Origin of the sequence: Mycolicibacterium austroafricanum (assembly GCF_000612725.1) — a bacterium.
In the GTDB taxonomy this organism is placed as follows: Bacteria; Actinomycetota; Actinomycetes; order Mycobacteriales; family Mycobacteriaceae; genus Mycobacterium; species Mycobacterium austroafricanum.
The window spans coordinates 1-21,242 of record NZ_HG964455.1 but is presented as its reverse complement, the minus strand read 5'-3'; the positions used below and the strand labels follow the sequence as shown (position 1 = coordinate 21,242).

Sequence of the window (21,242 nt, the reverse complement as noted above, 5' to 3'; positions counted from 1 at the left end):
GAACCTACCGAAGCCGTGCGGCCGCCGAGCCCCTAATGAATCAACACCGCCACAACGCTTCCTGCGTCGTCGTGGCGATCAACGAGCCCTCGGCGTCGTAGAGCGAACCCCGCACCAGCCCGCGGGAGTCGCCGACGTTGAGCTGATGCACCTCGTAGCGGTGCCAGTCATGCGGGGTGAACGGGCGGTGGAACCACACCGAGTGATCGAGGCTGGCGGCAAATCCCGCCTCCGGCTCCAACGGCGTGCCCGAGGGCCGGGCCACCGGCACCGGACCGAAGTCGGACAGGAACGTCAGCATGCACGCCCGGACCAGCGGGTCGTCCTCGATCTCGTCGCGGGTGCGGATCCAGAACGGCGGGACGGCGAAGACGGAGTCGTCGGCGAGTTGGGTGCGAATCTCGAACCGGTCGGCGAACTCGATATCGGGTTCCTTGACGCGCGCATCGGCCAGCGTCACCGACGGCGGCGGCGAGGGATGCTCGTCGGCGCCGGGCTCCGGAGTGTGGAACGACGCGATCATCTCCAGGATCACCGCGCCCTGCTGGACCGCCGTGACGCGGCGGGTGTCGAAGGAGCGGCCGTCCCGGGTGCGCTCCACGTGCAGCTCCACCTCGACGCCGTAGCGGCCACCGCGCACGAAGTACAGGTGCAGCGACTGCGGCAGCTTGCCCGCACCGACCGTGGCGCCTGCCGCGCCCAACGACTGCGCGGCGATGAGGCCACCGAACAACCGCGACCCGGGGCCTGCGGCCGTCGGGCATGCCACGAACACGTCGTCACGGCGGTCGAACCGCAGCAGATCGGCGATCCAGCTTTTCTCGACACCTGTCACAAGGTGCCGACCCTATCGCGCGGCGAAGTACCTCTCGCCGTCGGCGGCCATCCGGCCGAACCCGGACTTCACCACCGGGGCCAGCAGCTTGAACGGCCACCGCATCACGCCGGCCGGCTCGATCGCCACCAGCCAGGTGAACCGGGTGCCGGTGCCCTCGGGTTCGACGCGGTAGTCCTCGGCGAACCGCCGGAAGATCGGCACGTTGGCCTCGTAGACGTAGAAGGCGTAGCCCGAGCCCTCGTCCCACGAGTAGAACCGTTCGTGCACCCTGGTCGGGCCGGTGCCCACCTCCCTGGTGGTGCCCACCCCGAACGGTCGCGGCGATGTCCACGTCAGCGACCCGACCGTCTTGCCCCACGCCGACAGCGACTCGTCGGACTGCAGCGATTCCCAGACCTGTGCCGGGGTCGCGTCGTAGTGCTTCTCGTACCGGAACACATGTGGGGCGGTGTCGAAGAACCCGGCGTCGGCCGACTCGAGGGCAAACCAGCGTGTCATGCCATGCAGCATGGTCGGCGGCGGGCACGCTGACAAGCGGTGACGCTAGGAGCCGGGGAGCTCGGCCGTCATGTCGACCTTGCCCGGGTCGAAGCTGAGCATGTCGCGGATCGGCAGGCTCTCCGGCGGCGGATCGGGGTAGCTCCACGCCACATCCTCGACCACGGTGTCGCCCACGACCGCGCTCCAGTACGTGGCGTAGCCCTTGTAGTTGCAGTAGCTCGTGGTGTCCGACCGCCGCAGCAGGTCGGTGCGGACCAGCGCCGGGCTCACGTAGAGCCGGGGCTGCAGTGCCGTCTCGAACAGGATCACGATGTCGACGGTGTCGACGAGCGGGGTGCCGGCGACAGCGACCCGCAGCCGCCGCGAGGTGGGCCGGCAGTCGACCCGGTGGTACGGGTTCGGCGGATAGTGCACCAACCGCCGGCCCTCCTCCCACCAGGCATCGACGGCGGCCCACGGCACCACGACGAACCCTGGTGCCTCCGGAACGGGTTCGCCCGGCAGGTCGCCGACGTCGGCGGCGGCGAACGCGTAGCTCAGTGGGCTGCCGCGCCGGTGCACCATCAACGCGGTCTCGGTGTCGATCACGGTGCGGCCGTCGAGGATCGCCCGTATCCGCCGGGGATGGGGCTCGATGTAGACCAGGTCGCCGGCGACCGGCGGGCTGAGCACGCCTGCGCGGTCCCGGCTGAGCGGACCGTGGCCCGCCACCAGGCTCATCGAAGCGCTCCGGCGGCAACCATTTTCGTGCGACTCACAGGTCCGGCCCTTCGTTGGATGACGTGAACGCGAGTTTACAAACCACAGCTGCGATGTCACGGTGGCGGAGGCTGGGAGTGTGCCGCGGCGATTGAGATTCTTCTAACAAGCGCTGACAGGCGGCGGTCCGTTGAGCCAACGTCGTCTCGAAGTGCCGAAAATCGACGGAATGGGTACCACCATGCAGACGGGTGGGACGACGAACGGGGTGGTGCGTGAGACGACTCAACGGCGTGGACGCCATGATGCTGTACAGCGAGACGCCGGAGATCCACATGCACACCCTCAAGATCGGGGTGCTCGACGTATCGGACGTCGAGGGCTATGACTTCGACCTGTTCCGCAGGGCCGCCCTGCCCCGGCTGCATGCGCTGGCCCCGCTGCGCTACCAGCTCGTGGACATCCCGCTGAAGTTCCACCACCCGATGTGGGTGCAGAACGCCGAGATCGACGTCGACTACCACCTGCGCAGGGCGCGCGTTCCGGCGCCGGGCGGCCGCCGTGAACTCGACCAGCTGATCGGCGAGATCGCGAGCACGCCGCTGGACCGCGACCATCCCCTGTGGGAGATGTACATCGCAGAGGGGTTGGCGGACAACAAGATTGCGGTCATCCACAAGGTTCATCACGTGCTGGCCGACGGGGTCGCCTCGGCGAACCAGTTGGCGATGGCGATCCAGCCCCGCGAGCCCGAGGTGGGCGGGCAGCTGGCCGAGTCGTCTGCGGACTCCAGGGCGCCGCGCAACCTGCTGAAGGCCGCGGCCCGTGACCACCTACGTCAACTGCGCCGACTGCCCAGGCTGGTCAATGACACCGCTGCGGGCGTCTCGCGGGTGCGCCGGCTGGCCAGGGAGCGGGGCAGGCATCCCGATCTGGCGCGCAACTTCGCGCCGCCGCCCACGTTCCTCAACCACGTCGTGACCCCCGGCCGGCGTTTCGCGACCGCCCCGCTGGCGCTGGCCGACGTCAAGGAGACCGCCAGGCATCTCGGGGTCACCCTCAACGACGTCGTGCTCGCGACGGCGGCGGGCGCGCTGCGTGAACTGCAGCTGCGCTACGACCAGAAGGCCGACGCACCGTTGATCGCCGGCGTCCCGGTCAGCTTCAGCACCTCGCCCGATCGCCTCGTCGGCAACGAATTCACTTACATGACACCGTCATTGCCGGTTCACGTGGCCGACCCGATGGCTCGGGTGCGGCTCACCGCGACGGCGACGGCGATCGCGAAGGAGAATCACCGCCTGCTCGGGCCGACGTTGCTGCCGTCCTGGTTGGCGTATCTGCCGCCCGCCACGACCCCTCGGATTTTCCGGATGCAGGCGCGCCGCCTGGAGTCCGCGATGGTGATGAACCTGACGGTGTCCAACGTTGCGGGTCCGAAGCGGCGGGGCGTGATCGAGGGCGCCGTCGTCGACGAGATCTATTCGGTCGGCCCCATCGTGGCCGGCAGCGGGATGAACATCACGGTGTGGAGCTACGTCGACCAACTCTCCATATCGGTGCTCACCGATGACCGGACGCTCAAGGATCCACACGAAGCCACCGACGCCCTGATCGCCTCGTTCGCCGAGATCCGCCGGGCCGCCGGTCTGCCCGAAGAGCTGACACCTGTCGAGAAGGCGCTACCGGTCGCGCCCGCCCTGTAATTGACGGAACCCATTGCTCAGCCCGTCCTTTCACGGCTCCGCGGCCCCCGTGTGCGCGTTCTGAAACCCGATCGACACTTTACAGATCGGTTAGTAAGTGTCACGCTGTCTGGGGTGCGACGCAAGGCGTGCCGACGAGGGAGGCAGACGGTGACAGCTCGTATGTTCGGGGTCGACGACCTCGCGCACTTCGACCGCAAGGGATCCGGAGTCCGGATTTCCGGTGAAACCCTGCACACCTACGACCTGCGCGTGGTCGCCGCCGATGTCGGCGGGGTGGTCGCCGCTGCCGGCGGTTGGCTCTGTGACAGGGTGCGCGCCGGCTGGAAGGTCACGGTGCTGGTCCCGCCCGGCCACGATGTGCGCGCGCTGACCATCCTCGGAGTCGGTGTCGACGCGGGGGAGTCCGCCACCGGGGAGCCGGGTCTGGATTCTGCGGCGGCGATCGCGGTCGACGCGCGTGTGCTCAGCGGCGACGAGCAGCTACGTGAGGACGTGTTGCGCCTGGTCGACGCCGCGCGGGCCGAGATCACCGTGTGGGGCGGGTCGGCCCTGTTCGGGTCGGACGGACGCTTCGGCCGGGTGCGGCACCGGCTCAGCGCGGCCGCCCGGGCGTTCAAGGCGCGGGCGTTGGAGGCCACCGGGCAGCCGACACCCGATCTGGCCGTCGAGGAGTTCGTCAGCGCGGCGCTCTGGTATCCCACCGACGGCGCCGACCTGGTTCCCTATCAGTGATTTCGGTAGCCGCTACCCGTCACGCCGAAATCGCTTACCGGGTGTCGCGGTTGCGGCGGACGTAGAAGCTGCGCGCCACGAAGCCGACCAATACGGCCGCGAAGCCGATCATGAACCAGTCCTCGACGTGACCGGTGTGATTGCCGTGGGTCATGAGCAGCAGGAAGCCCGCCGCCAGCAGGCCACCGATCTGGTAGAAGCGGTAGTTCTCCGTCGACCAGCCCCACTCCGCGGACGGCACGTCCTCGACGTCGACACCAGTGTGTCGTTCCACCTCGGTGCTTGCCACGGCTGCTCCTCACGGTCGGCAGACAGATCCTGCGGTGATATCCCGGGGTCATTCTGACACAGGGCTACTACGCGCCGCCGTAGACCTGGGTGAGCCCAGTAGGCTGGCCCGTCATGGCATCTCAGGTCCTGCAGGACAAGGTCGTTTTCGTGACCGGCGCCGCCCGCGGCCAGGGCCGCGCACACGCCGTCCGGTTCGCCGAGGAGGGCGCCGACGTCATCGCGTTCGACCTGTGCGCCCAGATCGACAGCGTCGCGTACCCGATGGCCACTCCCGAAGACCTCGACGAGACCGTGCGGCTGGTCGAGAAGACGGGCCGGCGCATCGTGGCCGAGCGCGGAGACGTCCGTGACCGGGACCGGCTGGCCGAGGTGGTGGCCCGGGGTGTCGCGGAGTTCGGCCGCCTCGACTTCGTCCTGGCCAACGCAGGCATCCTGCCTGCGGCCGGACCGCAGGGGCTCGACATCACCGCCTTCACCGACGCGATCGCGGTGATGCTCAACGGCGTGTACTTCACCATCGAGGCCGCCCTGCCCGCGCTGCTGCGCAACCCCGACGGCGGCGCGATCGTCATCACCAGCTCCGCCGCGGGATTCACGTCGGTCAGTACGGAGTTCGGCACGATGAGCCACGGCGCGGCCGGCTACACCGCGGCCAAGCACGGCGTCATCGGGGTGATGCGGCACTTCGCCCGCTCGCTGGCCGAGAAGAACATCCGGGTCAACTCCGTGCATCCCGGCGGTGTGGCCACCCCGATGGTGCTCAACCAGGCGATGGCCGACTGGTCCGGCGAGCACCCGTCGTTCAGCGCCGCGCAACAGCCGCTGCTGCGGTTGCCGATGATGGAGCCCGAGGCCGTCAGCGACGCGATGGTGTATCTGTGCGGGCCCTCGGGCCGCTACCTGACCGGGGCGACGCTGCCGCTTGACGCCGGCCAGACGCTGAAGTAGCCAGACGCTGAAGTAGTCAGCCGATCGCGCGGTACCGGCGCAACGCCTCGGCCCGCTCCTGCCCGTGGTCGACGATGGGCTCGGGGTATCCGTCGGGACGGTCCCCGTCGAGCTTGTGCACGTCGTCGACGTCGGCCAGTTCCGGCACCCAGCGCCGCACGTAGTCACCCGACGGATCGAACTTCTTGCCCTGGGTGCTCGGGTTGAACACCCGGAAGTACGGGGCGGCGTCGGTGCCGCAGCCCGCCGCCCACTGCCACCCGTGCTGGTTGTTGGCGATGTCGCCGTCGACGAGCTGCTCGAGGAACCAGCGCGCGCCCCACTGCCACGGCAGGTGCAGATCCTTGACCAGGAACGACGCCGTGATCATCCGCACCCGGTTGTGCATGAAGCCGGTCTCGGCCAGCTGCCGCATCCCGGCGTCGACGATCGGGAAGCCGGTCCTGCCCTGCTTCCACGCCGCGAAGTACTTCTGAGCGTCACCGTCGTCGTCGACCTCGATCGCGTCGAAGGCCGTGTTCCAGTTCCACCACGCACTGTCGGGCCACCCAGCCAGCACCGAGGCGTAGAAATCCCGGAAGGCCAGCTCCCGCAGATAGGCCTGGGCGCCCTCGCCGCGCCCCAGGTCCGCGGCCATGGTGCGCGGATGGATGGCGCCGAACTTCAGATGCGCCGACATCCGGCTGGTCGCCGCCAGGTCCGGGCGGTTGCGGTCCTCGTCGTAGTCGGCCAGCCCGTCGCGGGTGAACCGCGTCCAGGCCCGCAGTGCCGCCGTCTCTCCGGCGGGCAGCTCGAGCTGCAGGCCGGTGTCGGGGATGTCCGCGGCGGCGGGGCCGCCTGTCACGTCGTCGGGGTCGATCCAGCGCGCCGAGGCCGGCCCCGATCCGGCCGGAGGGCGCCAACCGTGCGTACGCCAGGCAGCGAAGAACGGCGTGAACACCTTGTAGGGGGTGCCGTCGGCCTTGGTCACCCGGCCGGGGGAGACCAGGTACGGCGAGCCGGTCGCGACCAGCTCGACGTCGCCGAGTGCGTCGCGCACCTGGTCGTCGCGACGGCGGCCGAACGGCGTGAAGTCCTCGGACACGTGCACCGAGGTGGCTCCGACGGCCTTGGCCAGCAACGGGATCCGCTGCACCGGGTGGCCGTGGGTGACCAGTAGTCGGCCGTCGAGGTTGTCGCGGAGGTCGCGGAGCGCGTCGTAGAGGTACTGCAACCGCCGCGGCCCCGACGAGGACTTCAACCGGGGGTCGAGCACATAGCAGGCCAAGACCTCGCCGTCGCCTTCGGAGGCGGCCAGCAGGGCAGGCAGGTCGGCGAGCCGCAGATCGCGGCGAAACCACAACACAGCGGGCATGTCCCTGATGCTGCCCCGCATTCTGTGAGGAGAAACCGGTGTCGGTGAAAGTGACGAAAAGGTCAGCAGGCGCGAGGATCCCCCGCACAGGTCGCCGGGGTGCGGGGGATCCTCTGTTCGTGCGGCTGCGCTTACGCGGCCGGAGGCATCAACACCGTGTCGATCAGATAGACCGTCGCGTTGGCCGTCTGCACGCCACCACACACCACTGACGCGTCATTGACCTTCAGGTCGTTGCCTGCGCCGGTGACGTTGACGGTGCCGCCCTGCACCGTGACGTGCTCACCCACCACCTGCTCGGGCGCGGCCTGACCCGGAACCACGTGATAGGTGAGGATGTTCGTCAGCAGATCGGAGTCGGTCTTGAGCGTCTCGATCGTCGCCGGGTCGATCTTGGCGAACGCCGCGTCGGTCGGCGCGAAGACGGTGAACTCGCCGCCGTTGAGCGTGTCGACGAGGTTCACGTGCGGGTTGAGTTGGCCGGAGACGGCCTTGGTGAGCGTGGTCAGCAACGGATTGTCGGCCGCCGCGGTCGCCACCGGCGAGGCCGCCATGCCCTGGACCGAGCCCGGCCCCTCGGGGACCTGCTGCACGTAGGCCGCGCATCCCGGTCCGACGGGCCCGGCCCAGGCAGTCCCAGCGGTGCCGAACGACAGGCCGACGGCGGCAGTCACCGCGAAGCCGGCGCCGACGAGAGATTTCATGGTGACGGTCATGTTCGTGAATTCCTTTCGGGGAGTGATCAATTGGCCGGAGGCATCAGGACGGTGTCGATCATGTAGACGGTGGCGTTCGCGGTCTTCACGCCACCGCACACCAGCCCGGCCTCGTTGACCTTGAGGTCGTTGCCCGCGCCGGTGACGGTGACGGTCGCGCCCTGCACCGTGGCGTGTTCACCGGCGACCTGGTCGGGCGCGGCCTGACCGGGAACGACGTGATAGGTGAGGATGCTGGTCAGCAGATCGGAGTCGGTCTTGAGCGTCTCGATGGTGGCCGGGTCGATCTTGGCGAATGCGTCGTCGGTCGGCGCGAAGACGGTGAACTCGCCCCCGTTGAGCGTGTCTACGAGATTCACACCGGGGTTCAGCTGGCCCGACAGCGCCTGGGTCAGCGTCTTGAGCATCGGGTTGTTCGACGCGGCCACCGTCACCGGATCGGCGGCCATCCCGGCCACCGAACCGGGCCCGTCCGGGACCTGTTCGGCGTAGGCGGCGCAGCCCGAGCCGATGAGGTTGGCGGCGGGGTCTGCCGACGGCGCCGCCGAGGACGTCGTCATCGCGGTGGTCGCGGACTCCATGGCCGACTCGGACGTGGTGGTGGCCGAGGAGGCGGTGCTGTCGGCCCCCTCGCTCGAGCAGGCGGCACCGAAGATGGCGACCGCAGCGATTCCCGCTACCGCGGCTGTCTTCCGGCGAGTTGTCATCATTTCCTGATCCCTTCCGTCTAGCGCGGGGCTCCGTTGCCCGCACTGAGTTGGCACACCGGTGATTCCGAGCTGCGCCGCCGGCGGATGGGTCTGGGCGGCCGACGTCACATTCGCGTCACACTTGGAGATCGACGACGGGTGACCGGCACAATGGGTCGGTGAGCGAAACAGGCGCACCGCTGCGTGTGGTCATCCTCGGCAGCACGGGGTCCATCGGGACCCAGGCGCTCGACGTGATCGCCGCCAACCCCGACCGCTTCCAGGTCGTCGGGCTGGCTGCAGGCGGCGGCAACACCGACCTGCTGGCCAGGCAGCGCGCCGAGACCGGCGTGACGAACATCGCGGTCGCCGACGAGGCCGCCGCGACGGCGGTCGGCGGCGTCACCTACTCGGGGCCGGACGCGGCCACCCGGCTCGTCGAGAACACCGAGGCGGACGTCGTGCTCAACGCGCTGGTCGGTGCGCTGGGTCTCAAACCGACCCTGGCGGCGCTGGCCACCGGCGCGCGCTTGGCGCTGGCCAACAAGGAGTCGCTGGTCGCCGGTGGCCCGTTGGTGCAGAAGGCGGCCGCGCCCGGCCAGATCGTGCCGGTGGACTCCGAACACTCCGCGCTGGCGCAGTGCCTGCGCGGCGGCACCGGCGACGAGGTCGCCAAACTGGTTCTCACCGCATCGGGCGGCCCGTTCCGTGGCTGGACCGCCGACCGCCTCGAGGACGTCACCCCTGAGCAGGCGGCCGCGCACCCCACCTGGTCGATGGGACCGATGAACACGCTGAACTCGGCTTCGCTGGTGAACAAGGGGCTGGAGCTGATCGAGACGCATCTGCTGTTCGGGGTCGATTACGACCGCATCGACGTGGTGGTGCACCCGCAGTCGATCGTGCACTCGATGGTGACGTTCACCGACGGCTCCACGCTTGCGCAGGCCAGCCCGCCGGACATGAAGCTGCCGATCGCGCTGGCGCTCGGCTGGCCGTCCCGGGTTCCCGGAGCCGCGCCGGCCTGCGACTTCACCACGGCCTCACGGTGGGAGTTCGAGCCACTGGACGACGAGGTCTTCCCCGCCGTGGCCCTGGCCCGCGAGGCCGGCCGCGGCGGCGGCTGCCTGACCGCGGTCTACAACGCCGCCAACGAGGAAGCAGCGGAGGCCTTCCTCAACGGCCGGATCCGGTTCCCGGCGATCGTGCGCACCGTCGCCCGTGTGCTGCGCGCTGCCGACCAGTGGGCGGCCGAACCAGCTACCGTGGATGACGTACTCGACGCGCAGGACTGGGCCCGTGACAGGGCCCGTCGCGCCGTCGAGCAGGAACCTGCAGGTAGCAGACGATGACCGACAGTAAAGGACTGGCCGCCGGATGATGTACGTGCTCGGCGTGACGCTGTTTGCGCTCGCAATCCTGGTGTCCGTCGCGCTGCACGAGTGCGGGCACATGTGGGTGGCGCGCGCCACCGGCATGAAGGTGCGTCGGTACTTCGTCGGGTTCGGCCCGACCCTGTGGTCGACGTGGCGTCCCAACAAGCTGGGCCAGACCGAGTACGGGGTCAAGGCGATACCGCTGGGCGGGTTCTGTGACATCGCCGGTATGACGGCGGTCGAGGAACTCGACCCCGAGGACCGGCCCTACGCGATGTACAAGCAGAAGACGTGGAAACGCGTCGCCGTCCTGTTCGCCGGGCCCGCGATGAACTTCGTCATCGGCCTGGTGCTGATCTACGCGATCGCGCTCATCTGGGGTCTGCCGAACATCACCGCGCCCACCACCGCGGTGGTCGGCGAGACCTCGTGCATCAAATCCGAAGTCTCCCAAGGTGAATTGGGGGACTGCGTCGCGAACAGCCCGGCGGCCGCGGCAGGCATCCAGGCCGGCGACGTCATCGTCAAGGTCGGCGACACCGAGGTTCCGACGTTCGACGCCCTCGTCGAGGCCGTGCGCCGGCAGAACGGGCCGACCACACTGACCGTGCAACGCGACGAGAACGGTGAGCCCCGCGAGTTCACCACCACCGTCGACGTCACCCCGAGCCAGCGCTACGTCGCCGGCGAGAACGGCGGCCCCGCGGTGCCCGTCGACGTGGGCAGCATCGGGGTGACGGCCGCCCAGTTCGGTCCGACCCAGTACAACCCCCTCACCGCGGTGCCCGGCACGTTCGTCTTCACCAAGGACCTCGCCGTCGCACTCGGCAAGGCCATCGTGAAGATCCCGACCAAGATCGGGGCGCTCGTGCATTCGATCACCGGCGGCGAACGCGACCCCGAGACGCCGATCAGCGTCGTCGGCGCCTCCCGGATCGGCGGTGAGACCGTCGAACACGGGATCTGGGTGGCGTTCTGGTTCTTCCTGGCGCAATTGAACTTCGTGCTCGGCGCGGTCAACCTGATCCCGCTGCTGCCGCTCGACGGCGGGCACATCTCGATCGCGCTGTACGAGAAGCTCCGCAACAAGCTCCGTGAGGCGCGCGGCAAAGTGGCCGCGGGACCCGTCAACTACCTCAAGCTGATGCCCGTCACCTACGTGGTGATCATCGTGATGGTGGGCTTCACGCTGCTTACCGTGACAGCCGACGTGATCAACCCGATCACGTTGTTCCAGTAGGAGATACCTTCATGACCTCGATCGGCCTGGGGATCCCGGCGCCACCTGCGCCCGTCCTGGCTCCCCGCCGCAATACCCGTCAGCTCATGGTGCGCGACGTCGGGGTCGGCAGCGACCACCCCATCTCCGTGCAGTCGATGTGCACCACCAAGACCCACGACATCAACGCGACGCTGCAGCAGATCGCCGAGCTGACCGCGTCCGGCTGCGACATCGTCCGGGTGGCATGCCCGCGGCAGGAGGACGCCGACGCGCTGCCCATCATCGCGAAGAAGTCCAAGATTCCGGTGATCGCCGACATCCACTTCCAGCCCAAATACATCTTCGCGGCCATCGACGCCGGATGCGCCGCGGTGCGGGTGAACCCGGGCAACATCAAGGAGTTCGACGGCCGGGTCGCCGAGGTCGCCAAGGCCGCAGGCGACGCGGGCATCCCGATCCGCATCGGGGTCAACGCCGGATCCCTCGACAAGCGGTTCCTGGAGAAGTACGGCAAGGCCACCCCCGAGGCGCTCGTCGAGTCGGCGCTGTGGGAGGCCTCGCTGTTCGAGGAACACGGCTTCGGCAACATCAAGATCAGCGTCAAGCACAACGACCCCGTCGTCATGGTCGCCGCCTACGAACAGCTCGCCGCGCAGTGCGACTACCCGCTGCACCTCGGCGTCACCGAGGCCGGACCGGCCTTCCAGGGCACCATCAAGTCGGCTGTCGCGTTCGGTGCGCTGCTGTCCAAGGGCATCGGCGACACCATCCGGGTGTCGCTGTCGGCTCCGCCCGCCGAAGAGGTGAAGGTGGGCAACCAGATCCTCGAGTCGCTGAACCTGCGGCCGCGGGGCCTGGAGATCGTGTCCTGCCCGTCGTGCGGACGCGCCCAGGTCGACGTCTACACGTTGGCCAACGAAGTGACCGCCGGGCTGGAAGGCATGGAGGTGCCGCTGCGGGTCGCGGTGATGGGCTGCGTGGTCAACGGACCCGGTGAGGCCCGCGAGGCCGACCTCGGGGTGGCCTCCGGAAACGGCAAGGGGCAGATCTTCGTCAAGGGTGAGGTCATCAAGACCGTCCCCGAGGCACAGATCGTCGAGACCCTGATCGAGGAGGCGCTGCGGCTGGCCGGCGAGATGGGTGAAGCGCCGGGCGACGCACAGGGTTCTGAAGGTGCCACCGGTTCGCCTATTGTGACCGTAAGCTGAGACAGGGCCCCAGGGGGTGGGGTCTCCTGGTCAGGGTCAGTTTCAGAAAGAGTCCAGATGTCGGCTCCTCCGCTTTTCCGGCTGGTCGATGAGCGCAGGGTGTCGGTGGTGCGCGACATCCGCGACATGGTCGCCGTCCGGCAGGTCCTCGACGACGACCCGGTGGCCGCCTGCATGGTCGCCTCCCGGGTGGCCGAGCACGGCATCGACCCGTCGGCGATCGGCGGTGAACTCTGGACCCGCAGGCGCGCCACCGAATCCCTGTGCTTCGCCGGTGCCAATCTCATTCCGCTGCGGGGCGGTGCCGGTGACCTGAACGCGTTTGCGGACAAGGCGATGAGCAGCGCGCGCCGGTGCTCCTCCCTGGTCGGCCGCGCCGAGTTGGTGCTGCCGATGTGGCAACGGCTCGAGCCCGTGTGGGGACCGGCCCGCGACGTGCGTGCCCACCAGCCGTTGATGGCGCTCAGCACCACGCCGCTGTCCGCGATCGATCCGGCAGTGCGACAGGTGCGTATCGAGGAGCTCGACGCGTACCTGGTCGCCGCGATCGACATGTTCATCGGCGAGGTCGGCATCGACCCGCGCATCGGTGATGGCGGCCGCGGCTACCGACGTCGGGTCGCCGGGCTGATCGCCGCCGGTAGGGCATGGGCGCGGTTCGACCGCGGCGAGGTGGTGTTCAAGGCCGAGGTCGGTTCGCAGTCACCCGCGGTGGGGCAGATCCAGGGCGTGTGGGTGCATCCGGACCAGCGCGGCCGGGGCATCGGGACCGCGGGCACCGCCGCCGTCGCCGCGGCGATCGTCGCAGGCGGCCGCATCGCCAGCCTGTACGTCAACAGCTTCAACACCGTCGCGCGTGCGACCTACGCGCGCATCGGCTTCACCGAGATCGCGTCGTTCGCGACGGTGCTGCTCGACTGATCCGCCCGGCCGCCTACTCTGGCGACATGACCGACCCGGACGCGACGGCTGCGAGCCGCGAGATGGCTACCGCGGCGAGCCGCGAGATGGCTGCTGCACTCGTTCACGCTTTGGAGCGCCGACACGAGGTGCTCGACGCCGTCGTCGCCTCCGACGACTACGACGCCGCGATCGACTCGCTGGCCGATCTGCTCGACACCTCGGCCGAAGCCGCCGAAGCTGTGCTGCGGTTGTCGTTCGACCGGCTCACCAAGGTGTCACGGCGCAGGATCGCCGCCGAACTGGAGGACCTCAACAGCCGGGCGCAGAACTACACCCCGCCCGAGCAGACGCCGGGGTCGGCGCGCCGGCTGCTGCTGCGCCCGTTCGCCGCCGACCAGGACCGCGACATCTTCGCCGCCCGCACCGAGGACATGCGCTCGGCCGGTGACGGCACCGCGGCGCCGGCGGGCGACCTCGGCGACGAGATCGCGGCCGCGGTGGCGCGGGTGGCGGCCGAGGAAGCCGCCTGGCTGGTGGCCGAGGTCGGGTCCGCGAAGGTCGGGATGGTGTTCGGTGACCTCGCCGACGGCGAGGTCGGTGTGCGCATCTGGATCCACCCCAGTCACCGCAAGCAGGGTTATGGCACCGCGGCACTGCGCGCGTCACGGTCGGAGATGGCCGCGTACTTCCCGGCGGTGCCGTTGGTGGTGCGGGCACCCGCCGCCGGCGCCTGATCCCGCCTTTCCCTTTGCGCCGAAATTGCATTCCAGCAGAGCTTTTGCGAGTGCGGGCCTGCCGGAATGCAATTTCGGCGCGAAGGGCTCGGTGCGCCTGCGCCGAAATCGGATCGTTACTTCTTAACATTTGCCTCAATGGCAACACTGTTCACAATCGCAACACGCACGACCGGGTTGGCGACCGTGGCCGCTCTGGTCGTGACGCTCGGGGCCTGCACGCCGCGGCCCAACGGACCCGAACCCACCGCCGAGGAGTTCTTCTCGGCGCTGGCCACCGGTGACACCGGGGCCGCCTCGCAGCTCGCCGACGACCCCGAAGAGGCCAGGGCCGCGCTGAACGAGGCGTGGGCGGGACTGCAGGCCACCGGTCTGGACGCCCAGATCCTGAGCTCCAAATACGCCGAGGACACCGGCAGCGTGACCTACCGCTACACCTGGCACCTGCCCAAGAACCGCACCTGGACCTACGACGGACAGCTGAACCTGGTGCGCGACGAGGGTCGCTGGGAGGTGCGCTGGAGCGCCACCGGCCTGCATCCGCGGCTGGGGGAGAACCAGACCTTCGCGCTGCGGGCCGACCCGCCGCCGCGGGCCTCGGTGCACGAACGCACCGGCACCAACGTGCTGGTGCCCGGCTACCGGTACCACTTCGCCCTCGACGCGCAGGCCGCCGGCGCCGAGCTGATGCCCACCGCCCGCACCGTCGCCGGGGTCCTGCACCGCTTCGACAACACCCTCGACCCGCAGCGCCTCGCCGAGCAGGCCAGCTCGACGAAGGGACCGCTGAGCCTGATCACCCTGCGCCAGGCCGACCACGATGCCGTGGTCGCCGCTCTCGCCCCGGTGCCCGGTGTGGTGATCACGCCGCAGCCCGAAATGGTGCCCACCGACGACACTTTCGCGCCCGCGGTGGTCAACGAGATCGAGAAGACGGTCGCCGACGACCTCGACGGAGACCCCGGCTGGCGCGTCGTCACGGTCAACCAGAACGGCGTCGACGTCGACGTCCTCAACGAAGTGCCCGGCCAGCCCGCGCCGTCGGTGAGCATCAGCCTGGACCGCGCGGTACAGAACGCGGCGCAGAACGCGGTCGACATCACCGACAAACAGGCGATGATCGTCGTCATCAAGCCCTCCACCGGCGAGATCCTGGCCGTGGCGCAGAATTCGGCCGCCGACCGGGAGGGCCCGCTGGCCACCATGGGGCTGTTCCCGCCCGGCTCGACGTTCAAGATCGTGACCGCCGGCGCGGCGATCGAACGCCAGATGGCTACGCCCAACACCCTTCTCGGCTGTCCCGGCAGCATGGACATCGGGCACCGCACCGTGCCCAATTACGGCGGTTTCGACCTGGGCACCGTCCCGATGTCGCGGGCGTTCGCGAGTTCGTGCAACACCACCTTCGCCGAACTGGCCAGCAGGATGCCGCCCCGCGGTCTGACCCAGGCCGCCTCGCAGTACGGCATCGGACCCGACTACGACATTCCCGGACTGTCCACGGTCAGCGGCTCGGTGCCGCCGACCGTCAACCTCACCGAGCGCACCGAGGACGGCTTCGGCCAGGGCAAGGTGCTGGCCAGCCCGTTCGGCATGGCGTTGGCCGCGGCGACGGTCGCGGCGGGCCGCACCCCGGTGCCGCGCCTGATCGAGGGGCGCGACACCCGGGTCACCGGCGAGCAGCAGCAGATCTCGCAAGAGGTGGTGGAAAGCCTGCGCCCGATGATGCGCCTCGTGGTCACCAACGGCACGGCCGAGGACCTGCAGGGCGCCGGCGACGTGCGCGGCAAGACCGGGGAGGCCGAGTTCGCCGGCGGCTCACACTCGTGGTTCACCGGCTACCGCGGCGACATGGCGTTCTCGGCGCTGATCGTCGGCGGCGGAAGTTCGGAGTACGCGGTAAGGATGCTCAAGGGCATGCTCGACTCCCTGCCGCCGGACTATCTGGCCTGACCCGGCGGCGGTACCGTGGAAGGCGCCATGACCGACGTCAACCACAGCCGGACCCGCCGCCTCGCCGACGCGGAGGCTCTGCACGCTCCCGGGGCGGTCGAGATGCGGATTTCCGACGCCGACCGCAACGGCACGCTGCGCCGGCTGCACAACGCCGTCGCTCTCGGCCTGATCGACATCGGTGAGTTCGAGGAGCGCTCGGCGGCGGTGTCGCAGGCCAGGATGCGCTCGGAACTCGATTCCCTCGTCGGCGACCTGCCGGGTCCCGGCGCGATCGTGACCTCGGCCGCCGACCGGGTCGAGCTGCGCGGTGTGCTGGGCTCGCTCAAGAGGCAGGGGGAGTGGGTGGTGCCGTCCCGGCTGGCGCTGCACCGGCGGATGGGGTCGGTGGACCTCGATCTGACGCGGGCGCGGTTCGCGGGACCGATCGTGGTCATCGAGCTCGACATGAAGTTCGGCGGCCTGGAGCTGCGGCTGCCGGACGGGGCCAGCGCGTCCATCGACGACGTCGAGGTCAACGTCGGCAGCGCCCACGACCACCGCAAGGACGCCCCCGCCGAGGGCAACCCGCACGTGATCCTCACCGGCAAGGTGGTGTGCGGTTCGGTCGACATCCGCGGCCCACGTAAGTCGTGGCGGCTGGGCCCGCTGCGCACTACCTGAGCGGTTCGTCGGGAACGTCGTAGCGCTGCTGATAGGCCCTGACCTGATCGCGCACCTCTGCGGCGTCCAGGCCGGTATCGGCCCACCGGTATCTGCCCCCGCCGTGGTCACCCGGATGTGCGGCGAGATGGGCGCGCATCCGCTGCTCGGTGACCGGGTCCAGTTCGCGGCCCAGGCGCCGGTAGAGCGTGCGGAGCGTCTCGAACGGGTCGCGCATGAAATCGGCGAAATGCACATCGACCACCTGGTGGGCGGCCAGCGCCCCGGAGTCCCGCAACGCCATGGCGCGCTGGAGGCCCACGATGATCTGCTCGCGGGACTGCGCCGCGCAGTCGGGGATGGAGGATTCGTCGGACGCCAGCCGGCGCAGATGGTGCAGCAGAGCACTGATCGACGAGATGACGTTGAGCGGATCGCGGTGCGTCTGCACGATCAGCGCCTCGGGATACTCGGCCACCAGTGCGTCGAGCTGCCAGAGGTGTGCCGGTGACTTCAGCAGCCATCGGCCCCCGACGCCGGACTGCAGGTGCTGCAGGAACATCCGGTGGTAGCGGTAGGCCGGACCGTGATCGGCGTCGTACAGAAGCCAGCGGTAGTAGTCGGGCAGCCGGTACTGCGTCGGGAAGATCATGCTGGTGAACTGGCCCGCGGTGATGCGTACGCACTCCTGCCCGACCAGTGCGCCCATCGGATGGTGTGCCAGCAGGCCGGGCACGATCTGCTCCGACATCTCGATGTTGGCCTGCGTCTGCGCGATTCGGGGATCGGTGTCGTAGGTCTCGGGTTCAGGCGGGGGGAAGGGGTTGTCGACCTCCCACGTCAGCGGCGGGCGCAACGCCGGATCCTGGGCCAGCAGATCGAACAGGATGGTCGTGCCGGTCCTGGGTTGACCCACGATGAAGATGGGCCGCGGCACCGGCGCCGCGCCGATCGCCGGATGGCGCGCCCGCCAGTCGACGATCGCCAGCCTGCTGGTCAGCGCACGGTGGATGTCCATGGCGGCGATCTCGACCCCGAGGTCGTTCAGCCGGGCGTCGGCGACCAGGCCGTCGCACAACCGATGCAGGCCGTCGCGCCAGCTGCCGTCGTCGCCGAAGTCATCCAGACCGGCGGCCGCGCAGGCCTGCTCCACGAGGCGGTCCGGGTCGAACCGGTCGGCGGTCATGAGCCGGCCCCGCGCCGGACCGTGCTGCGCACCACCGGCGCCGCGGGGTTGTCCAGCCAGCGCACCACCACGAACCCACGGTGACGGCCGCCGGTGTCGAGCCAGTGACCGTGCCCGAAATCCTTGCCGGAAACCGCAATCCGCACGACGCCGGCCGGGTCCGGCCGGACGCCCCTGTTGGTCACCGAGCTGTGCCGGTGCCTCGGCTCCAGGCACTCGTGCCAGACGTTCTCCAGTGTGACGTTCCAGTACCGGGTGTCGGGAGGGGTGAACTCGAGGAGCAGCGTCTCGTCGGCCTCCAGCGCGAACGACCCGATCATGTAGAGGTTGTCGGGGGTGGTCTCGGCGCTGCCCAATTCGGCAGCCTCTGCGGTCACCAGCACGTTGGGCGCGCTGAGCAGTTCGGGCTTGACGGTCCGGTGCAGCGTGGCGAGCTTCACGATCGTCCACGCCATCGCGGTGAAGGCCGCGGCCAGTGCCTCGTCTGAAATGGGTTGCAGCGGATCGGCGTCCACGCATTCGACGGACATCGACGCCGGGGTCTCGGCCTCGCGGTCGCCGATGTACTCGCGGACCACGATCGAGGACGCGTCGTCGGGGATCTGCAGCCACTGCGCGCTGCCCAGCGTCTCGGGTGCCGGGCGCGTTGCGGACAGCAGGAAGTCGAAAGATCCGCCCTCGCAGACCAGTTCACGGTCACCGAGGTAGCAGGCCATGCGGCGGGGGGTGAGGCCCGTGCCCGCCAGCACCTGGAATCCGAGATAGGCGCTGCTGCCCCGGTTCCCGGTGACCCGGTAGGTGCGGTCGCCGCGGATCATGGCAAGCAGGTATCGGCCGTCGGGATTCGGCCCGCCGATCAGCCTGGTTTCGGTGCACATGTCGAAGAAGCGCGGCCGCTGCGCATCGGCCTCGACCGTCATCTCGGCGCACAGTGCGGTGGTCTTGGCGATGACGGCCAGTCCTTCCAGCAACTCCCGTTCGCTGGTCGCGTCCTGGATGACGGTTGTGGTGAGGTCGGCGAGCATCTGCTGGACGAACTGCCACGACTGCAGGCTCGCCGCCACGTGATTGCCCTCGGCATCCATGTGAGACATAGTCTCACCATGGACGTCGTCTCAGGGGTGGATTCGGGAGAGAGTCTGACGGTGCGCAAGCAGCGCGCGACGAAAGCCCGGATCGCGGCGGCGGCGGCGCAGTCCGTGATCGACCACGGCCTCGCCGCGGCGACCGTCGAGCGCATCGCCGCGGCCGCCGAGGTGGGCCGGGCGACGTTCTTCCGGTACTTCAGCGCCAAAGAGGACGCCGTCGCCGAGGGTATGACGGCGCACTGGCTGGACCTCATCACCGCCGCGATCGCCGCCCAACCCCCGCATCTGCCCGCGGGTGCGGCGCTGGCCGCGGCCTTCGAGGACCTGGGCGACGGCTTCGATGCGATCAGCGGTCAGGTGCGCGAGCTGGCCACCCTGACCCGGTCGTCACCGGTGTTCAGCGCGTGGACGCTGCAGATCTATCTGCGCTACGAGTCGGCGATCGCCGAGCTTCTCGGTCCTCGGTGTCCGGATCCGGCGCCCGACGATCCCAGGCCGCGGTTGCTCGGGGCGCTGGCCATGGCGTCGGTGCGGATCGCGCTGGACGACTGGCTGGTCCACGGCGGCTCACTGCCCGACCGGGTGCGGGCCGCGCTGGCGTCGATCGAGGTCGTCTAACGCGGATCGAGTACCGCGAAGCTCACGGTCGCCCGCGCGGCGAGCCGGCCCCGGGAGACGTCGGTGACGTCCACGGCGATGACAGAGAGCTTGCGGCCCGCGCGGACGACGGTGGCCTCGGCCCGGGCCGGACCGTCCAGCACCGGAGACAGGTAGTGAATGGTCATGTCCGCCGTGGTGACGTCCTGGCCCGGGCCCACGTGCCGGTCGGCCAGCCGGCCGGCCGCGATGTCGATCAGGGTGGCGACCAGACCACCCTGTAGGGCGCCGCGCCGGTTCACCAGATCGGGACGGTTGTCGAGCTCGATGATCATCCGTTCGTCCGAGTCCTCGACGTCGCGGAAATCCATCTGGGCGAACAGGTGGCCCGGGGTGACCTGCATGGCGGAACGCTACCAAATCACTAGGCATTGACGGTAACCGGTTCCGCACATCTAGCCAGCTTACGGCTCTCTGGAGTCGGGGAGCGCGTGCACTGTGCGTTAACCACCTACTGGGTTCGACGTCGGGCTCTTCCGCGCGTCGTTCGGTGATCGGCAGGACAAGGTGCACGATGGCTAAGTGGTGATCCATATCGAGGGTGCCGGACCACCGTCATGGGTCGATTACGGTTCAATCCTGTTGTTCATCGCCGCCATGATCACGCTTATCTTCACGCTCAGAAGCGCCAACAAGCGGGAGTTGAACGGCTGGCGGCGCGACACTCTTCTGAGGCTGACTTCTGAAGCACTCGCCAATGTGCAAGATGCCGAGGCGTTCTGTGCGTCGGTGATCGGCCAGGAGTCGGCCGAATCCCCCGATGTCAACCGTGAGTCTGCCCCCACGCCCACTGCGAGGATGAGAACTATCACCGAGCAACTGCGGATGATGGGCGATGTCGATCTGGCCGTTGCCTGTCGTGAGCTCAAAACAGCCACGGACGATTTCATTACCTGTGCGATCAATGCGCAGACATCCCGTACTCGATTGAAAGCCAGACAAGCAGAAGTCTTGGCCAGGCTGAAGAAGGAGGCCCCAGACCAAGAGAGCCCGGTGGCCGAGCAGAAGCTGTACTTCGCCAGACTGGGAGAAGCACTGCAGCGCGTGGACGACGGCAGTACTTACGAGGCGGCAGAGAAGTACCCTCTGGCGCAACTTCGGATGGAGGGCAAGCGTGCTGCGTTCATCGAGCAAGGGCAGCTAGCAATCTCGGCCACGGGCAAATCTCTCCTGAACTTTCGAGCTTGACGACGCTTGGGCCGACGTCGACGTTCTCCTCGTTGTCATCACTTGCGGACCATGACGTAGTCAACGTGGGCGATACGTCTCAGGCGGTCGCGTCCGGTCGCGTCAGAGCCTTGCGGTTCTCTGTCGCTTGTTGGTCGAATACGGCCCGATACCAGTTGGTAGCCGACAGGCCGGCTGCCTGCATCACGCCATAGACCAGCTCTGCGGCATGTCCCGGCGCTTGGGTGTCCAACCACGCTGCGATCCGTGCCGCTGTGCGGTGGAAATCCGCCGGGGTGCCGTACCCGTCGAACGAGCGGAGTTCGTCAGGCATACGGGCAGCCAGAGCCTCGGGGTCGGTGATGTTGCGACGGTTACGCCGTCGTGTCTTCCGGCTTGCGCTACTCATCGGTTGCCGCCTCGAAGTTGAGCCGGCCCAGAAGCGCCGCAAGCGTCGACCTCGCTGTCTGCGCCCCGGCGAACGCCGGATGTAGTACCGGCTGTCCATAGCTGCCCTTGGCGATCAACGGAGCCTTGTCGGCCTCTTTGTTGGCTGTGACAGCCTGATTTGGCCCCGGGTGGACGGCTAGAAGTGGCTCCACCTGTGTGGTCGCGGGTGTGCGTGGTGA

At 68.8% G+C, this 21,242-nt stretch carries 23 protein-coding genes and 1 pseudogene; 12 read left to right on the top strand and 12 right to left on the bottom strand.

What is annotated here, in order from left to right; genetic code table 11:
• Nucleotides 1-40: 40 nt before the first annotated feature.
• Genes BN976_RS20295 through BN976_RS20285 form a run of 3 tightly spaced genes read right to left on the bottom strand, consistent with a single transcriptional unit; the run spans nt 41 to nt 2,059 of the window.
• Nucleotides 41-835 carry an acyl-CoA thioesterase gene (locus BN976_RS20295; RefSeq protein WP_036373373.1) on the bottom strand — a complete coding sequence of 265 codons (795 nt, stop codon included), beginning with the start codon at nt 833-835 and terminating at the stop codon, nt 41-43.
• A gap of 12 nt (nt 836-847) precedes the next feature.
• Nucleotides 848-1,336 (bottom strand): SRPBCC family protein, encoded by a 489-nt coding sequence (locus tag BN976_RS20290; protein WP_036374119.1) that lies wholly within the window; start codon nt 1,334-1,336, stop codon nt 848-850.
• A gap of 45 nt (nt 1,337-1,381) precedes the next feature.
• Nucleotides 1,382-2,059 (bottom strand): DUF427 domain-containing protein, encoded by a 678-nt coding sequence (locus BN976_RS20285; protein ID WP_036373369.1) that lies wholly within the window; start codon nt 2,057-2,059, stop codon nt 1,382-1,384.
• A gap of 254 nt (nt 2,060-2,313) precedes the next feature.
• Between BN976_RS20285 and BN976_RS20280 the strand changes: the two genes are divergently transcribed.
• Entirely contained in the window at nt 2,314-3,744 is a 1,431-nt protein-coding gene (locus BN976_RS20280; protein WP_036373366.1) for a WS/DGAT/MGAT family O-acyltransferase, read from the top strand.
• A gap of 150 nt (nt 3,745-3,894) precedes the next feature.
• Nucleotides 3,895-4,479: a hypothetical protein gene (locus BN976_RS20275; RefSeq protein ID WP_235622096.1), complete on the top strand. Its 585-nt coding sequence runs from the start codon at nt 3,895-3,897 to the stop codon at nt 4,477-4,479.
• Nucleotides 4,480-4,513: 34 nt separating this feature from the next.
• Here BN976_RS20275 and BN976_RS20270 read toward each other — a convergent pair whose 3' ends face one another.
• Entirely contained in the window at nt 4,514-4,768 is a 255-nt protein-coding gene (locus tag BN976_RS20270; RefSeq protein WP_036373363.1) for a DUF2631 domain-containing protein, read from the bottom strand.
• Between the two features lie 113 nt (nt 4,769-4,881).
• On the opposite strand from BN976_RS20270, the gene BN976_RS20265 reads away from it, so the two are divergent.
• Entirely contained in the window at nt 4,882-5,718 is an 837-nt protein-coding gene (locus BN976_RS20265; RefSeq protein WP_011779483.1) for a mycofactocin-coupled SDR family oxidoreductase, read from the top strand.
• A 16-nt stretch (nt 5,719-5,734) separates the two neighbouring features.
• Here the strand turns inward: BN976_RS20265 and BN976_RS20260 are convergent, their stop codons facing one another.
• From BN976_RS20260 to BN976_RS20250, 3 genes are all read right to left on the bottom strand, one after another.
• Entirely contained in the window at nt 5,735-7,072 is a 1,338-nt protein-coding gene (locus BN976_RS20260) for a cryptochrome/photolyase family protein (RefSeq protein WP_036374112.1), read from the bottom strand.
• A 131-nt stretch (nt 7,073-7,203) separates the two neighbouring features.
• Nucleotides 7,204-7,788 carry a fasciclin domain-containing protein gene (locus BN976_RS20255; RefSeq protein ID WP_036373361.1) on the bottom strand — a complete coding sequence of 195 codons (585 nt, stop codon included), beginning with the start codon at nt 7,786-7,788 and terminating at the stop codon, nt 7,204-7,206.
• Between the two features lie 26 nt (nt 7,789-7,814).
• Nucleotides 7,815-8,498 (bottom strand): fasciclin domain-containing protein, encoded by a 684-nt coding sequence (locus tag BN976_RS20250; protein ID WP_011779486.1) that lies wholly within the window; start codon nt 8,496-8,498, stop codon nt 7,815-7,817.
• A 158-nt stretch (nt 8,499-8,656) separates the two neighbouring features.
• Between BN976_RS20250 and dxr the strand changes: the two genes are divergently transcribed.
• The 7 genes from dxr (at nt 8,657) to BN976_RS20215 (ending at nt 16,536) form a co-directional block, all read left to right on the top strand.
• A complete protein-coding gene (dxr, locus tag BN976_RS20245) occupies nt 8,657-9,829 on the top strand; it encodes a 1-deoxy-D-xylulose-5-phosphate reductoisomerase (RefSeq protein WP_051558519.1) in 1,173 nt (390 codons plus the stop codon).
• A gap of 25 nt (nt 9,830-9,854) precedes the next feature.
• Nucleotides 9,855-11,093: a M50 family metallopeptidase gene (locus BN976_RS20240; protein WP_011779488.1), complete on the top strand. Its 1,239-nt coding sequence runs from the start codon at nt 9,855-9,857 to the stop codon at nt 11,091-11,093.
• A gap of 11 nt (nt 11,094-11,104) precedes the next feature.
• Nucleotides 11,105-12,283 carry a flavodoxin-dependent (E)-4-hydroxy-3-methylbut-2-enyl-diphosphate synthase gene (gene ispG / locus BN976_RS20235; protein ID WP_036373358.1) on the top strand — a complete coding sequence of 393 codons (1,179 nt, stop codon included), beginning with the start codon at nt 11,105-11,107 and terminating at the stop codon, nt 12,281-12,283.
• A gap of 57 nt (nt 12,284-12,340) precedes the next feature.
• Nucleotides 12,341-13,204: a GNAT family N-acetyltransferase gene (locus BN976_RS20230; protein ID WP_011779490.1), complete on the top strand. Its 864-nt coding sequence runs from the start codon at nt 12,341-12,343 to the stop codon at nt 13,202-13,204.
• Between the two features lie 26 nt (nt 13,205-13,230).
• On the top strand, nt 13,231-13,920 hold the full coding sequence (locus BN976_RS20225) for a GNAT family N-acetyltransferase (protein ID WP_036373356.1): 690 nt from the start codon (nt 13,231-13,233) through the stop codon (nt 13,918-13,920).
• 138 nt (nt 13,921-14,058) lie between these two features.
• The gene (locus tag BN976_RS20220) at nt 14,059-15,873 is read left to right on the top strand and encodes a penicillin-binding transpeptidase domain-containing protein (RefSeq protein WP_036373354.1); all 1,815 of its coding nucleotides are present in this window, start codon (nt 14,059-14,061) and stop codon (nt 15,871-15,873) included.
• 27 nt (nt 15,874-15,900) lie between these two features.
• A complete protein-coding gene (locus tag BN976_RS20215) occupies nt 15,901-16,536 on the top strand; it encodes a DUF1707 SHOCT-like domain-containing protein (protein ID WP_011779493.1) in 636 nt (211 codons plus the stop codon).
• On the opposite strand, the gene BN976_RS20210 is transcribed toward BN976_RS20215, so the two are convergent.
• Together BN976_RS20210 and BN976_RS20205 are read right to left on the bottom strand one after the other, a co-directional pair.
• Nucleotides 16,529-17,701 (bottom strand): sulfotransferase family protein, encoded by a 1,173-nt coding sequence (locus BN976_RS20210; RefSeq protein WP_036373352.1) that lies wholly within the window; start codon nt 17,699-17,701, stop codon nt 16,529-16,531. The genes BN976_RS20215 and BN976_RS20210 overlap by 8 nt on opposite strands.
• A complete protein-coding gene (locus tag BN976_RS20205) occupies nt 17,698-18,786 on the bottom strand; it encodes a DUF1214 domain-containing protein (RefSeq protein ID WP_109489633.1) in 1,089 nt (362 codons plus the stop codon). The genes BN976_RS20210 and BN976_RS20205 overlap by 4 nt, the downstream gene beginning before the upstream one ends.
• 18 nt (nt 18,787-18,804) lie before the next feature.
• On the opposite strand from BN976_RS20205, the gene BN976_RS20200 reads away from it, so the two are divergent.
• Nucleotides 18,805-19,407 (top strand): TetR family transcriptional regulator, encoded by a 603-nt coding sequence (locus BN976_RS20200; RefSeq protein WP_011779496.1) that lies wholly within the window; start codon nt 18,805-18,807, stop codon nt 19,405-19,407.
• Here the strand turns inward: BN976_RS20200 and BN976_RS20195 are convergent.
• Nucleotides 19,404-19,790, bottom strand: a complete 387-nt coding sequence (locus BN976_RS20195) for a PaaI family thioesterase (RefSeq protein WP_036373350.1) — start codon at nt 19,788-19,790, stop codon at nt 19,404-19,406. The genes BN976_RS20200 and BN976_RS20195 overlap by 4 nt on opposite strands.
• A 178-nt stretch (nt 19,791-19,968) precedes the next feature.
• Here BN976_RS20195 and BN976_RS20190 point away from each other — a divergent pair, with 178 nt between their 5' ends.
• Nucleotides 19,969-20,634 carry a hypothetical protein gene (locus BN976_RS20190; protein ID WP_036373348.1) on the top strand — a complete coding sequence of 222 codons (666 nt, stop codon included), beginning with the start codon at nt 19,969-19,971 and terminating at the stop codon, nt 20,632-20,634.
• A 79-nt stretch (nt 20,635-20,713) separates the two neighbouring features.
• On the opposite strand, the gene BN976_RS20185 is transcribed toward BN976_RS20190, so the two are convergent.
• The gene (locus tag BN976_RS20185; RefSeq protein ID WP_036373346.1) at nt 20,714-20,947 is read right to left on the bottom strand and encodes a hypothetical protein; all 234 of its coding nucleotides are present in this window, start codon (nt 20,945-20,947) and stop codon (nt 20,714-20,716) included.
• A gap of 67 nt (nt 20,948-21,014) precedes the next feature.
• Nucleotides 21,015-21,242 (bottom strand): annotated as a pseudogene (locus tag BN976_RS34195) (hypothetical protein); the annotation flags it as partial.